Source organism: Kitasatospora sp. NPDC058478 (genome assembly GCF_042720345.1).
GTDB lineage: Bacteria > Actinomycetota > Actinomycetes > Streptomycetales > Streptomycetaceae > Kitasatospora.
This window is the reverse complement of record NZ_JBHXML010000127.1, coordinates 1-13,035: the sequence shown is the minus strand read 5'-3', so window position 1 is coordinate 13,035 and position 13,035 is coordinate 1. Positions and strand designations below refer to the sequence as shown.

General features: G+C 72.8%; 10 protein-coding genes. 3 read left to right on the top strand and 7 right to left on the bottom strand.

What is annotated here, in order from left to right:
• Window positions 1-139: 139 nt before the first annotated feature.
• The 5 genes from ACFWPT_RS39910 to mmuM all read right to left on the bottom strand — a co-directional run bounded on the left by ACFWPT_RS39910 (window position 140) and on the right by mmuM (window position 6,419).
• Entirely contained in the window at window positions 140-1,735 is a 1,596-nt protein-coding gene (locus ACFWPT_RS39910; protein WP_063350189.1) for a glycerol-3-phosphate dehydrogenase/oxidase, read from the bottom strand.
• Between the two features lie 173 nt (window positions 1,736-1,908).
• Complete coding sequence (gene glpK / locus ACFWPT_RS39905; RefSeq protein ID WP_363377288.1) at window positions 1,909-3,429, bottom strand: glycerol kinase GlpK; 1,521 nt, start codon at window positions 3,427-3,429, stop codon at window positions 1,909-1,911.
• Window positions 3,430-3,522: 93 nt separating this feature from the next.
• On the bottom strand, window positions 3,523-4,260 hold the full coding sequence (locus ACFWPT_RS39900; protein WP_063350191.1) for an MIP/aquaporin family protein: 738 nt from the start codon (window positions 4,258-4,260) through the stop codon (window positions 3,523-3,525).
• Between the two features lie 280 nt (window positions 4,261-4,540).
• The gene (locus tag ACFWPT_RS39895; protein ID WP_063350192.1) at window positions 4,541-5,305 is read right to left on the bottom strand and encodes an IclR family transcriptional regulator; all 765 of its coding nucleotides are present in this window, start codon (window positions 5,303-5,305) and stop codon (window positions 4,541-4,543) included.
• Window positions 5,306-5,474: 169 nt separating this feature from the next.
• Window positions 5,475-6,419: a homocysteine S-methyltransferase gene (gene mmuM, locus ACFWPT_RS39890; RefSeq protein WP_380380387.1), complete on the bottom strand. Its 945-nt coding sequence runs from the start codon at window positions 6,417-6,419 to the stop codon at window positions 5,475-5,477.
• 161 nt (window positions 6,420-6,580) lie between these two features.
• Between mmuM and ACFWPT_RS39885 the strand changes: the two genes are divergently transcribed.
• The 3 genes from ACFWPT_RS39885 to ACFWPT_RS39875 are packed head-to-tail and all read left to right on the top strand — an operon-like array spanning window position 6,581 to window position 10,253.
• Window positions 6,581-7,492, top strand: coding sequence for an NUDIX domain-containing protein (locus ACFWPT_RS39885; RefSeq protein WP_380429650.1), 912 nt, complete (start codon window positions 6,581-6,583; stop codon window positions 7,490-7,492).
• Between the two features lie 33 nt (window positions 7,493-7,525).
• On the top strand, window positions 7,526-8,098 hold the full coding sequence (locus tag ACFWPT_RS39880; protein WP_380380391.1) for an NUDIX domain-containing protein: 573 nt from the start codon (window positions 7,526-7,528) through the stop codon (window positions 8,096-8,098).
• Between the two features lie 46 nt (window positions 8,099-8,144).
• Window positions 8,145-10,253 (top strand): acetoacetate--CoA ligase, encoded by a 2,109-nt coding sequence (locus ACFWPT_RS39875; RefSeq protein ID WP_380380394.1) that lies wholly within the window; start codon window positions 8,145-8,147, stop codon window positions 10,251-10,253.
• Window positions 10,254-10,319: 66 nt separating this feature from the next.
• Here the strand turns inward: ACFWPT_RS39875 and ptsP are convergent, their stop codons facing one another.
• Both ptsP and ACFWPT_RS39865 read right to left on the bottom strand, forming a co-directional pair.
• Window positions 10,320-11,990 carry a phosphoenolpyruvate--protein phosphotransferase gene (gene ptsP / locus ACFWPT_RS39870; protein WP_380487876.1) on the bottom strand — a complete coding sequence of 557 codons (1,671 nt, stop codon included), beginning with the start codon at window positions 11,988-11,990 and terminating at the stop codon, window positions 10,320-10,322.
• A 99-nt stretch (window positions 11,991-12,089) separates the two neighbouring features.
• Window positions 12,090-12,539: a PTS glucose transporter subunit IIA gene (locus tag ACFWPT_RS39865; RefSeq protein ID WP_380380396.1), complete on the bottom strand. Its 450-nt coding sequence runs from the start codon at window positions 12,537-12,539 to the stop codon at window positions 12,090-12,092.
• Window positions 12,540-13,035: the final 496 nt, after the last annotated feature.

The following is a 13,035-nucleotide window of genomic DNA, read 5'->3' as shown; positions in this document are numbered from 1 at the left end:
TCAACACCTCCACTGGCGGGGGCCGCTTCTTTTTTTTATACGCCACCGTAAAAAAACCCGCCAAACCCGCGCGCGCGGGGGGGCCCCCCGGAAAACCCGGGTGCCCGCCCTTCGCGAGGCTGCGCCTAGCTGGCTGTGCCTACTTCGTTCCGCGCTTCGCGAGGAAGGCCTCGACCTCGTCCCGGATCTCCGGCGTGTCCAGCCCGCGCACGGTCATCGTGGTGCGGCGCCGCAGCACGTCGTCCGCCGTGTACGCCCACTCGCTGTCGGCCGCGTAGGCGACCTGTGCCCAGACGTCCGGGCCGTCCTCGTGGATCGGCCGGCCCAGCTCCGGGTTCTCGTCGATCATGCGGGCGATCTCGAAGGACAGCGTGCCGTAGTGGCTGGCCAGGTGCTTGGCCACCAGCGGCTCCATCCGGGAGCCCGGGTCGCGGTCGATCAGCAGCCGGTGCGCGACGGCGTTCGGCGCGCCGACGCCCGGCAGCGGAACGGTCGCCGCGATCGGGGACATGTCCTCGCCGAGGCTGGTGCCGGGCACGTGCGCCAGCTTCTCCAGCACGGTGCGGCCGATGTGACGGTAGGTGGTCCACTTGCCGCCGGCGACCGACAGCATGCCGCCCTTGCCCTCGGTGACGACCGTCTCGCGCTTGGCGGCGGCGGTGTCGCCCGGGCCGCCGGGCAGCACCCGCAGGCCGGCGAAGGAGTAGGTGATCAGGTCGCGGTCGAGGTGCTCGTCGCGGATGGCGTGCGCGGCCTCGCCCATGATCTGGTCGATGTCCGCCTCGGTGGCCCGGACGTCCTTCGGGTCGCCGGTGTACTCCTCGTCGGTGGTGCCGAGCAGGACGTGGTCCTCCCACGGGATGGCGAAGGAGACGCGGTACTTGTCGATCGGGATGGTCAGCGCGGCGCGCCACGGCGCCCGGCGCTTGACCACCACGTGGGCGCCCTTGGAGAGGCGGATCGACGGCGCGGCGCCGGCGTCCTCCATCTTGCGCAGGTGGTCCACCCACGGGCCGGTGGCGTTGAGCACCAGGCGGGCGTCGATGCCGAACTCGGTGCCGTCCAGGCGGTCGCGCAGCTCGGCGCCGGTGACCCGGCCGCCGGTGAAGCGCAGGCCGGTGACCTCGGCGTGGTTGAGCACCACGGCGCCGGCGTCGACGGCGGCGCGCACGGTCATCACGGCGACGCGCGAGTCGTTCATCTGGTGGTCGCCGTAGACGGCCACCGAGCGCAGGCCCTCGGTGCGCAGCGCGGGCACCTGCTGGGCGGCGTGCGCGGCGGTGGAGACCCGGCCCATGCCGTCGCGGAAGGCGGACAGCGCGGAGTACAGGAAGACGCCGGCGCCGAGCTTGGGCGCGCTGTGCGGGCCGCCCTTGTAGACCGGCACGAAGAAGGTCAGCGGGTTGACCAGGTGCGGCGCGACGTCGGTGGCGAGCGCGCGGCGCTCCTTGTGGTTCTCGGCGACGAGCTTGACCGCGCCGGTCTGCAGGTAGCGCAGACCGCCGTGGACGAGCTTGGAGGAGGCGCTGGAGGTGGCGCCGGCGAAGTCGCCGCCGTCGACCATGGCGACCTTGAGTCCGGCCTGGGAGGCGGTCCAGGCGACGGCCGTGCCGAGGATGCCGCCCCCGATCACCAGCAGGTCGTAGGTGGCCTTGCCGAGCAGCTCACGGGTCTCGGCGCGGGAGGCGGTGCGGCCGGCGGTGCGCTCGGCGCCCAGGGTCGGGATGGTTGCCATGGTGGTTGTGTACGGCGCGCGGGTCAGGCGGCGCCGTTACTCCTCTCGTGTGCGGTGCGGCCTCTGCTGAGAGGCCGGTCGGCCCGGTGCGGCGGGCCGGTGAAACGCGGCGACACCCGCTGCCGGAACAGCGGGCGGCCGGTCGGGGCCCGGGGCCCCGACCGGCTTGTCGGTCAGTCGGTCTCTTCTTCCTCCACCCACCCCATGGTGCGCTCCACGGCCTTGAGCCACTTCTTGTACTCGCGCTCCCGGGTGGCCTCGTCCATGCGCGGGGTCCATTCGGCGGCGCGGTGCCAGTTGGCCCGCAGCGTGTCGAGGTCGGTCCAGAAGCCGACGGCGAGTCCGGCTGCGTAGGCGGCGCCGAGGGCGGTGGTCTCGGCCACGTACGGGCGCTCGACCGGGACGTCCAGGACGTCGGCGATGTTCTGCATGAGCAGGTTGTTGCTGGTCATGCCGCCGTCGACCTTGAGGGCGGTGAGCTCGACGCCGGAGTCCTTCTGCATGGCGTCGACGACCTCGCGGGTCTGCCAGGCGGTGGCCTCCAGGACGGCCCGGGCCAGGTGGCCCTTGGTGACGTACCGGGTCAGGCCGGCGATCACACCGCGGGCGTCGGAGCGCCAGTACGGGGCGAACAGGCCGGAGAAGGCCGGGACGAAGTAGGCGCCGCCGTTGTCCTCGACGGTGTTGGCGAGGGTCTCGATCTCGGCGGCGGTGGAGATGATGCCGAGCTGGTCGCGCAGCCACTGGACGAGCGAGCCGGTGACGGCGATCGAGCCTTCCAGGGCGTAGACCGGGGCCTGGTCGCCGATCCGGTAGCCGACGGTGGTCAGCAGGCCGTGGTACGAGTTGACGATCTTCTCGCCGGTGTTGAGCAGCAGGAAGGTGCCGGTGCCGTAGGTGGACTTGGCCTCGCCCTCGTCGAAGCAGGTCTGGCCGAACAGCGCGGCCTGCTGGTCGCCGAGCGCGGAGGCGACCGGGACGCCGGCCAGGTCGCCGACGGCCTCGCCGTAGACCTCGGCGGAGGAGCGGATCTCCGGCAGGACGGCCATCGGCACGCCGATCGACTCGGCGATCTTGTCGTCCCACTGCAGGGTGTGCAGGTTCATCAGCATGGTGCGGCTGGCGTTGGTGACGTCGGTGACGTGCTTGCCGCCGTTGACACCACCGGTGAGGTTCCAGATCACCCAGGTGTCCATGGTGCCGAACAGGATGTCGCCGGCCTCGGCGCGCTCGCGCAGGCCCTCGACGTTGTCCAGCAGCCAGCGGATCTTCGGGCCGGCGAAGTAGCTGGCGAGCGGGAGGCCGGTCTCGCGGCGGAAGCGGTCCTGGCCGACGTTGCGGCCGAGCTCGCGGCAGAGGCCCTCGGTGCGGGTGTCCTGCCACACCAGCGCGTTGTGGACCGGCTCGCCGGTGTTCTTGTCCCACAGGACGGTGGTCTCGCGCTGGTTGGTGATGCCGATCGCGCGGATGTCGTCCTTGGTCAGGCCGGCCTTCTCCAGCGCGCCGCGGACGACCGACTGCACCCGGGTCCAGATCTCGGCGGCGTCGTGCTCGACGTAGCCGGGCTGGGGGAAGATCTGCCGGTGCTCCTGCTGGTCGACGGCGACGATCCGGCCGTCGGCGCCGAAGATGATGCAGCGGCTGGAGGTGGTGCCCTGGTCGATCGCGGCGATGTAGTTGCCAGTGGAGGTCATCAGAGGGTCCTCGGCTCAGGATTCGGGGGTTCGGGGTGGGTGGGCCCGACGTAGTGGTCGGTCCCCGTGCTCGGCGGGTTCGAACCCGGCCCTTTAGAACATCGCGTTGTACAGACCGCCGGCCAGCGCGCCGCCGATCAGCGGGCCGACGACCGGAACCCAGGCGTACGACCAGTCGGAGCCGCCCTTGTTCGGGATGGGCAGCAGCGAGTGCACGATGCGCGGGCCGAGGTCGCGGACCGGGTTGATCGCGTAGCCGGTGGGGCCGCCCAGCGAGAGGCCGATGCCGACGACCGTGAGGGCCACGATCAGGGTGCTGAGGCCGCCGGCGGCCAGACCGTCGTTCTTGCCGAGGGTGAGGATCGCCATGCAGAGGATGAAGGTGCCGATGACCTCGGTGACGACGTTCTGGATCGGGTTCCGGATCTCGGGCCCGGTCGAGAAGATGCCGAGGGTGGGCTCCTCGTTGGCCTGGAACTGGCCGAGGTAGGTGAGCCAGACCAGCACGGCGCCGATCATCGCGCCGAGGAACTGGGAGCCGAGGTAGAGCGGCACCTGGTTCCAGTCGCCGCTCTTGATGGCGAGCGCGATGGTGACGGCCGGGTTGAGGTGGGCGCCGGACTTCGGAGCCGAGATGTAGGCGGCGATCAGGACCGCGAAGCCCCAGCCGAAGGTGATCGCCAGCCAGCCGGCGTTGAGGGCCTTCGACTTCTTGAGGGTCACGGCGGCGCAGACGCCGCCACCGAGAAGTATCAGGGCGGCGGTGCCGAGGGTTTCGCCGACGAAGACGTCGCCGTTGGAGAACGCGGACACAAAGACTCCCTTGTCCATATGGCCCGGAGGTGTGGGTGGGGGCGGCCGGCCGATCGTTGTGCGGGTGAGCGCATCGGGGGATTGATCTTCCCGGCCATCGTTCGACAATGTCGACCGTTATGCGGAAGCTTCCTCCCCTGGTTGCCCTCACGTCAAGGCAGGGTTACGGAGCTGTGACCCTTCCCCCGAAGTTACCCAGCGGAGCGGGCCAAACCGGGGCAAAACGCCAAGGCGCGGACAGGCCGATGCCCGTCCGCGCCTCAGCGTGACGATGTGGCCGCCGGTGCGGCCCGGGGTTTCAGAAGCGCCCGGCGCCCAGATCGCGCGAGATCGCCCGTGCCGCGCTGCGCACCGAGGCCACCAGCGACGGCTTCACGAAGCCGTCCTCGCAGACCCGCTCCACCGGGCCGCTGATGCACACCGCGCCCACCGGGTTGCGCCGCCGGTCCTGGATCAGCGCGCCGATCGAGGCCACGCCCTCCCAGGTCTCCTCGATCGAGTCCGTCCAGCCGCGCTCACGGATCAGCGCGCACTCGGCGTCCACGTCGGCCGCCTCGGTCAGCGTCCGCAAGGTGTACGACTCGTACGGCCCGTCGCCCAACTCGCCTCGCGCGACCGGGTCGTAGGCCAGCAGCACCTTGCCCAGCGCGGTGCTGTGCAGCGGCTGCATCGAGCCGACCTCCAGCACCTGCCGGGTGTCGTCCGGCCGGAAGACGTGGTGCACGACCAGCACGCCCTGCTGGTGCAGCACCCCCAGGTAGACGGTCTCGCCGGCCGCCCGGGCCAGGTCGTCCGCCCAGACCAGCGCCCGTGCCCGCAGCTCGTGCACGTCCAGGTAGCTCTGCCCCAGCCGCAGCAGTTCGGCGCCCAGCTGGTACTTGCCGCTCTCCGGGTCCTGCTCGACGAACCCCTCCTGCTGGAGCGTGCGCAGGATGCCGTGCGCGGTGCCCTTGGCGAGTTCCAGCGCCGTCGCGACCTCGGACAGGCCCAGGCGGCGCTCACCGCCGGCCAGCAGGCGCAAGATCGCGGCGGCCCGGGAGAGCGACTGGATCGGGCCGGGCATGGGGACCTCCGCGCTGACAGGCGGTCGACATTGTCGACCGCAGTGGTAACGGGACGAGTCTGCCAGGCCGTCGCCGGTCCGTGCACCTTCCCCCTCGGTAACCCGCGCTCGGCCGTCCGTTAACCTCCGCCGCCCGCCGCCCGCCGCGCCGCTCACACTCAGACGTCCCTCACCCCCCGACGTCGCTCGAGCGCCCCCGTCGCACCGCGACCTCCGCCGCCAGCGCGGCGATCCCGTCCGGCCCCACCCGGCAGCAGCCGCCCACCAGCCGTGCGCCGCCCGCCAGCCAGCCGCCCACCCGGGCCGAGCGGAACGTCGGCTCGCCGCGCCAGTCCCGGCGCGCGGCGTCCCACTCCTCCCCGCTGTTCGGATACACCACCACCGGCTTGCCGGTCACCTCGGCCGCCAGCGCCACCGCCCGGTCCGCGTCCTGCGGGGTGCAGCAGTTCACGCCCACCGCCAGCACCTCGTCCACCCCGGCCGCCAGCGCGAACGCCTCCGCCAGCGGCTGGCCCGCCCTGGTCCGGCCGCCCGCCACGCTGAACGACAGCCAGGCCGGCACGCCCAGCCCGCGCACCAGCTCCAGCAGTGCCCGCGCCTCGTCCGCGTCCGGCACCGTCTCCAGCGCCAGCACGTCGGGCCCGGCCGCCGCCAGCGCCTCCAGCCGCGGCCGGTGGAAGGCCACCAGCTCCGCGGTGCTCAGCCCGTACCGGCCCCGGTACTCCGAACCGTCCGCCAGCACCGCCCCGTACGGCCCCACCGACGCCGCGACCCAGCGCCGCCGCCCGCCCGGCTCGGCCCGCGCCGCCTCCCGGGCCAGCTCCACGCTGCGCGCCAGCAGCCGTGCGGCCTGGGCCCGGCCCACTCCGCGCCGGGCGAAGCCCTCGAAGCTCGCCTGGTAGCTCGCCGTGATGGCGACGTCCGCCCCGGCCGCGAAGTACGCCCGGTGCGCCGCCACCACCGCCTCCGGCGCGTCCGCCAGCAGCCGCGCCGACCACAGCTCGTCGAGGAGGTCGTGCCCGGCCGCCGCCAGCTGGTTCGACATCCCGCCGTCCAGCACCAGCGGACCGGCCGCCAGCGCCGCGGCGAAGTCCGGCGGGGGAGCAGTGGGCATGGGGCCTCCTCGGGCGCGGTCGTTCCTGGTCACAGCCTAGAAGCCGGGCATCCCCGCGGACCCGGAAAACCATTTGCCGCCGGGGAACGGAATCGCTACGTTGTGCTCAGCCAGAGAACGACAGCACCCCGTACGGCGGCGAGCGCGGAGAGGAGCCGGTGATGGAAACGGACGACCCGTCCACCCCGCCCCCGACCACGCCCGCGAGCGAGCAGGACGAGCAGGAGTGGCTCGCCGCCTACGACCCGCGCGCCTACGCCCCGATCGCCGTCACCGTCGACGTGGTCGCCCTGACCTTGCGTCACAGCGGCCTGCACGTCCTGCTCGTCCAGCGCGGCGCCCCGCCCTACCAGGGCTGCTGGGCCCTGCCCGGCGGCTTCCTGCGCGCCGGAGAGGAGAGCCTGGACGAGGCCGCCGCCCGCGAACTCGCCGAGGAGACCGGCCTGCTCGGCGGCTCCGAAGTCGAGGCCGCGCTCTGCCGCGTCCACCTCGAACAGCTCGGCACCTACGGCGCCCCCGAGCGAGACCCGCGCATGCACGTCGTCTCCGTCGCCTACCTCGCCTTCGCCCCCGACCTGCCCGACCCGCAGGCCGGTACGGACGCCGCAGCCGCCACCTGGCACCCCGTCGCCGACCTCGACCTGGGCACCCGGCCCGGTGGCCGACCCCGAGCCGCCGGTGCGCCCGCCGACACCCACGGGGGTGGTGTCGGCGGGCCCACCGGCCAGTCCTCCCGCACGCTCGCCTTCGACCACGCGCGCATCCTCGCCGACGGCCTCGACCGCGTCCGGGCCAAACTCGAGTACAGCCCGCTCGCCACCGCCTTCCTGCCCTACGACTTCACCATCCCCGACCTGCGCGCCGTCTACGAGGCCGTCTGGGACGAGAAGCTCCACCCCGGCAACTTCCACCGCAAGGTCCTCTCCGTCCCCGGCTTCGTCGAGAGCACCGGCGCCACCACCGCCCGCGGCGGCGCCCGCGGCGGCCCCCGGGCCCGCACCTACCACGCCGGAGACGCCAGCCTCCTGCACCCCGCCCTGCTCCGCCCCACCCGCGACGGCGAACTCCGCTGACGGCCGCCGCGCGCACCCGGCTACCATCCGGCCATGACCACTGACGACCCGACACGCGCGGTCAACCAGCCGTTCTCCCACTGCCACTTCTGCGGCACGTCCTACCCGGCAGGCACCGACCGCTGGCCCCGCACCTGCCCCGGCTGCGCCGAGATCAGCTACCGCAACCCGCTGCCCGTCGTGGTCACCCTCCTCCCGGTCACCCGCCCCGACGCCGACCCCACCCTCGTCGTCATCCGCCGCACCATCGAGCCCGGCTACGGCCAACTTGCCTTCCCCGGCGGCTACGTGGACTACGGCGAGAGCTGGCAGCAGGCGTGCGTGCGCGAACTGTGCGAGGAGACCGGCATCCTGGCCGACGCCGCCGACATCACCCTGGTCGCCACCGACTCCGACGCCAGGGGCGGCTTCCTCTGCCTCTTCGGCCTGCTCCCGGCCCGTCCGCTCGCCGAACTCCCGCCCTCGCGCCCCACCGACGAGACCGACGGCTGGCAGCTCGCCGCCCCCGACACCCCGCTCGCCTTCCCCTTCCACACCCGGGTCTCCCGCTCCTGGTTCGGCGGCGAGTTCAGCGGTGAGTCCAGCGGCGGAATCTCCGGCCGCTGACCGGCCCGGCACCCACCGGGCGGACCCTGGCGCAGCGGCCGCTCACATGGCATGGTCTGCACCGACAGCCCAACCGGACGGGCCTGCCACAAGCACTCCCGTCCCCACCACCGGCCGGGAGACCACCACCGTGAGCACCCCACCCCAGGACCAGCCGCTCTGGCGCCCCAACCCCGCTCGCGCCGCAGCCACCAGCCTGGTGGCCTTCCAGGCCTGGGCCGCCGAACACCACGGCGCCCCGGCCGCCCCGCTCGCCCCGGCCGCCGACGACCAGCAGGCCGCCCAGAGCTACGCCGACCTGCACGCCTGGTCCACCGCCGACCTCGACCGCTTCTGGACCGCGATCACCCAGTGGTTCGACGTCCGCTTCACCCAGGTCCCCGAGGCCGTCCTCGCCGACCCCGCCATGCCCGGCGCCCGCTGGTTCCCCGGCGCCCGCCTCAACTACGCCGAACACGCCCTGCGCGCCGCCGAGGACCCGGCCAACGCCGACCGCCCGGCCGTCCTGCACCTCGACGAGACCACCGAACAGCCGGCCGTCCTCACCTGGTCCGAACTGCGCCGCCAGGTCGGCTCGTTGGCCGCCGCCCTGCGCGCCCGGGGCATCGGCCCCGGCGACCGCGTCAGCGCCTACCTGCCCAACATCCCGCAGGCCGCCGTCGCCCTCCTCGCCACCGCCGCCGTCGGCGCGATCTGGACCAGCTGCGCCCCCGACTTCGGCGCCCGCAGCGTCCTGGACCGCCTCCAGCAGATCGAACCCGCCGTCCTCTTCGCCGTCGACGGCTACCACTACGGCGGCAAGGACCACGACCGCACCGAGGTCGTCGCCGAACTGCGCCGCGAACTCCCCACCCTGCGCACCGTCGTCCACGTCCCGCTGCTCGGCGCCCCCGCCCCCGAGGGCGCCCTGCACTGGGACGACCTGGTCGCCGACGACGTCGAGCCGGTCTACGAGGCCGTCCCCTTCGACCACCCGCTCTGGGTGCTCTACTCCTCCGGCACCACCGGCCTGCCCAAGGCCATCGTCCAGAGCCAGGGCGGCATCCTGCTCGAACACCTCAAGCAGGCCGGCCTCCACCTCGACCTCGGCCCCCGGGACCGCTTCCTCTGGTACACCTCCACCGGCTGGATGATGTGGAACTTCCTGCTGGCCGGCCTCCTGGTCGGGGCCACGATCGTCACCTACGACGGCAGCCCCGGCCACCCCGACACCGGCGCGCTCTGGTCGGTCGCCGCCCGCACCCGCGCCACCGTCCTCGGCACCTCCGCCGCCTACGTGATCGCCAGCCGCAAGGCCGAGCTGCACCCCGGCCGCGACCTCGACCTCTCCGCCGTCCGCTGCATCGGCACCACCGGCTCCCCGCTCCCGCCCGACGGCTTCCGCTGGATCTACGAGGAGGTCAAGGAGGACGTCTGGCTCGCCTCCGTCAGCGGCGGCACCGACGTCTGCTCCTGCTTCGTCGGCGGCGTCCCCACCCTGCCCGTCCACCTCGGCGAGATCCAGGCGCCCTGCCTCGGCGCCGCCGTCGAGTCCTGGGACGTCCAGGGCCACCCGCACACCGACACCGTCGGCGAACTCGTCGTCACCAAGCCCATCCCGTCCATGCCCACCGGCTTCTGGAACGACCCCGAGGGCACCCGGTACCACGACAGCTACTTCGACATGTACCCCGGCGTCTGGCGCCACGGCGACTGGATCACCGTCACCTCCCGCGGCACCGTCGTCATCCACGGCCGCTCCGACTCCACACTCAACCGCCAGGGCGTCCGGATGGGCTCCTCGGACATCTACGAGGTCGTCGAACGCCTCCCCGAGATCGCCGAATCCCTGGTCATCGGCCTGGAGGAGCCCGACGGCGGCTACTGGATGCCGCTGTTCGTCGTCCTCGCCCCCGGTGCCGAGCTCGACGAGGGGCTGATCGGCCGCATCCGCACCTCGCTGCGCACCCAACTCTCCCCGCGCCACGTCCCCGACGAGGTCATCGCGGTGCGCGGCCTCCCGCACACCCTCACCGGCAAGCGCATCGAGGTCCCGGTCAAGCGGATCCTCTCCGGCACCCCGCTGGAGCAGGCCGTCAACCCCGGCTCCGTCGACGACATCGACCACCTGCGCTTCTTCGAGCAGCTCCGCCGCGATCGGCAGGCCCGAGCCTGACCGGACACGCCGAAGGGGGGCTCCCACCGACCCGGTGGGAGCCCCCCTTCCTGCTGTTCGCCTGTCCTACTCGCCCGACAGCACCTGCTGCGCGGCGGCCCGCGCCTCCTCGGCGCTGTCCGTCGCCCGGGCCGCCTCGGCCGCCCGGCGGCACTGCGCCAGCGTGTACTTGGCCAGCGTCGAGCGCACGTAGGGGATCGAGGCCGAGCCCATCGAGAGGCTGGTGACGCCCAGACCGGTCAGCACCACGGCCAGCAGCGGGTCGGCGGCCGCCTCACCGCAGACGCCGCAGCTCTTGCCGGTCGCCTGCGCCGCCTCGGCGGCCGCGGCGATCAGGTCCAGCAGCGCCGGCTGCCACGGGTCCTGCAGCCGGGCCAGCGCGCCCACCTGACGGTCGGCGGCGAAGGTGTACTGCGCGAGGTCGTTGGTCCCCAGCGACAGGAACTCGACCTCCTGGAGGATCGACCGGGCCCGCAGCGCGGCCGACGGGATCTCCACCATCGCGCCGAACTTGGCCTCCAGCCCCGCCTCGCGACACGCCTGGGCGAAGTCCTTGGCGTCCTTGCGGTCGGCCACCATCGGGGCCATCACCTCAAGGTGCACCGGCAGGCCCTCGGCGGCCCTGGCCAGCGCCCGCAGCTGCGTCCGCAGCACCTCCGGGTGCTCCAGCAGGGTGCGCAGACCGCGCACGCCCAGCGCCGGGTTCGGCTCGTCGGCCGGGGTGAGGAAGTCCAGCGGCTTGTCCGCGCCCGCGTCCAGCGCCCGGACCACGATCCGGCCCTCCGGGAACGCCTCCAGCACCTTGCGGTACGCCTCGACCTGCTTCTCCTCGGTGGGCGCCTTCGCGGAGTCGTCCAGGAAGAGGAACTCGGTCCGGAACAGGCCGACGCCCTCGGCGCCGTTCTCCAGCGCGGCCGGCACGTCCGCCGGGCCGCCCACGTTGGCCAGCAGCGGCACGCGGTGGCCGTCCGAGGTCTGCCCCGGGCCGGAGGACGCGGCCAGCGCGGCCTTGCGCTGGGCGGCGACCGCCCGCAGCTCGTCCTGCTTCTCCTGCGAGGGCTCCAGCAGCACGTCACCGGAGCTGCCGTCCACGGCGACGACGGTGCCCTCGGCGACGTCCGTCGCAGCGGGCAGCGCGACCACGGCCGGCACGCCCAACGCCCGCGCCAGGATGGCGCTGTGGCTGGTCGGCCCGCCCTCCTCGGTCACGAAGCCGAGCACCAGCGTCGGGTCGAGCAGCGCGGTGTCGGCCGGCGCCAGGTCCCGCGCGAACAGCACGTACGGCTCGTCGCTGTCCGGCACGCCCGGCATCGGCACGCCCAGCAGCCGGGCCACGATGCGGTTGCGGACGTCGTCCAGGTCGGCGACCCGCCCGGCCAGGTAGTCGCCGGCGGAGGCGAGCAGCGCCCGGTAGGCGGCGAAGGCGTCGTACACACCGCGCTCGGCGCTGCTGCCGACGGCGATCCGGCGGGACACGTCGGCCATCAGCTCCGGGTCCTGCGCCATCAGCGCCTGGGCCTCCAGGACGGCCTGCGCCTCGCCACCGGCCAGGTTGCCGCGGGCGATCAGGTCCGCGGCGACCGCCTCGACGGCGGCCTGGGCGCGGGCCTGCTCGCGCGGGGCGTCCTCGGTCGGGATCTGGGTGGCCGGGGGCTCCAGCACCGCCGTCCCCATGTGCCGCACCTGGCCGATCGCGACCCCGTGGCTGACACCCACGCCGCGCAGCGTCTTCTTCATGTCACCTGTCTCCGCTGAGAGGAGCGGCCCCGCCGGGAACCGCTGTGTGCCGGGCCGCCCCGACAACTCCTGCGGGGCGGGTGTGTGCAAAGTAAGAGGTCAGTTCCAGCTGAACAGGGCCTCGCCGGAGACGGCCTCGCCGTCCTCCCGCAGGCCGCCGAGCGAGTCGGCGCTCGCTTCCAGCGCCACGATCGGCGAGATGGGCGACTTGCCCGCGGCCTCGACGGCGGCCGGGTCCCACTTGATGACGGCCTGACCGCGGGTCACCGTGTCGCCCTTGTTGACCAGCAGCTCGAAGCCCTCGCCGTTCAGCTGCACGGTGTCGATCCCCAGGTGGGTCAGTACACCGTGGCCCTCGGCGTCCACCACGACGAACGCGTGCGGGTGCATGGAGACGACGACGCCGTCCACCGGAGCGACCGCCTCGGTCGGCCGGCGCTCCGGGTCGATCGCGGTGCCGGGGCCGACCATCGCGCCGGAGAACACCGGGTCGGGCACGCCGGCGAGCCCGACGACCTTGCCGGTCAGCGGCGACGTCACAGTGGTCATGGTTGTGCCTCCCAAGTGAGCGGTACAGCGAGCGGCCGCGAGCAGCGGCAGGACGATCGACTGAAGCCTAAATCATGTCAACTTCGGACATCTGTTGACATTCCCGGGCGAAGACCCACGCCCAGCCCGGCTCGTCGTCCGGCGGCTCACCGACCGTTTAGTGGTCTAGTCCTCTTAGTCGATGCGCCGCACTCTACAGGCATCTTGGCGAATCGGGACCATTGCTGTATATGCTCGCGAGAGCAACAAATCATGCCGCCGACCGGGTGACACCGGGAGCGCCTCGATTCGCACTCCGGCGGGCGACCCGCTATGGTTGGCCGAGTCGCCGCGACTTGGCGGTTAACACCAGATTTCAGATGCGAAAACCTCCGGTAAACGGAGCGGAAAACATCTGGTAGGCTGGGAACACGAAAGAACGAAGCGCCCGGAGGGCCCGCTGGAAGGCGGTCCGAAGGAAGTGTCCGTTCCTTGAGAACTCAACAGCGTGCCAAAA

What these genes read in the sequence shown, in the direction of transcription:
- ACFWPT_RS39910 (WP_063350189.1), bottom strand. Translation starts at nt 1,735, where the DNA reads ATGGCAACCATCCCGACCCTGGGCGCCGAGCGCACCGCCGGCCGCACC.
- glpK (WP_363377288.1), bottom strand. Translation starts at nt 3,429, where the DNA reads ATGACCTCCACTGGCAACTACATCGCCGCGATCGACCAGGGCACCACC.
- ACFWPT_RS39900 (WP_063350191.1), bottom strand. Translation starts at nt 4,260, where the DNA reads ATGGACAAGGGAGTCTTTGTGTCCGCGTTCTCCAACGGCGACGTCTTC.
- ACFWPT_RS39895 (WP_063350192.1), bottom strand. Translation starts at nt 5,305, where the DNA reads ATGCCCGGCCCGATCCAGTCGCTCTCCCGGGCCGCCGCGATCTTGCGC.
- mmuM (WP_380380387.1), bottom strand. Translation starts at nt 6,419, where the DNA reads ATGCCCACTGCTCCCCCGCCGGACTTCGCCGCGGCGCTGGCGGCCGGT.
- ACFWPT_RS39885 (WP_380429650.1), top strand. Translation starts at nt 6,581, where the DNA reads ATGGAAACGGACGACCCGTCCACCCCGCCCCCGACCACGCCCGCGAGC.
- ACFWPT_RS39880 (WP_380380391.1), top strand. Translation starts at nt 7,526, where the DNA reads ATGACCACTGACGACCCGACACGCGCGGTCAACCAGCCGTTCTCCCAC.
- ACFWPT_RS39875 (WP_380380394.1), top strand. Translation starts at nt 8,145, where the DNA reads ATGGCATGGTCTGCACCGACAGCCCAACCGGACGGGCCTGCCACAAGC.
- ptsP (WP_380487876.1), bottom strand. Translation starts at nt 11,990, where the DNA reads ATGAAGAAGACGCTGCGCGGCGTGGGTGTCAGCCACGGGGTCGCGATC.
- ACFWPT_RS39865 (WP_380380396.1), bottom strand. Translation starts at nt 12,539, where the DNA reads ATGACCACTGTGACGTCGCCGCTGACCGGCAAGGTCGTCGGGCTCGCC.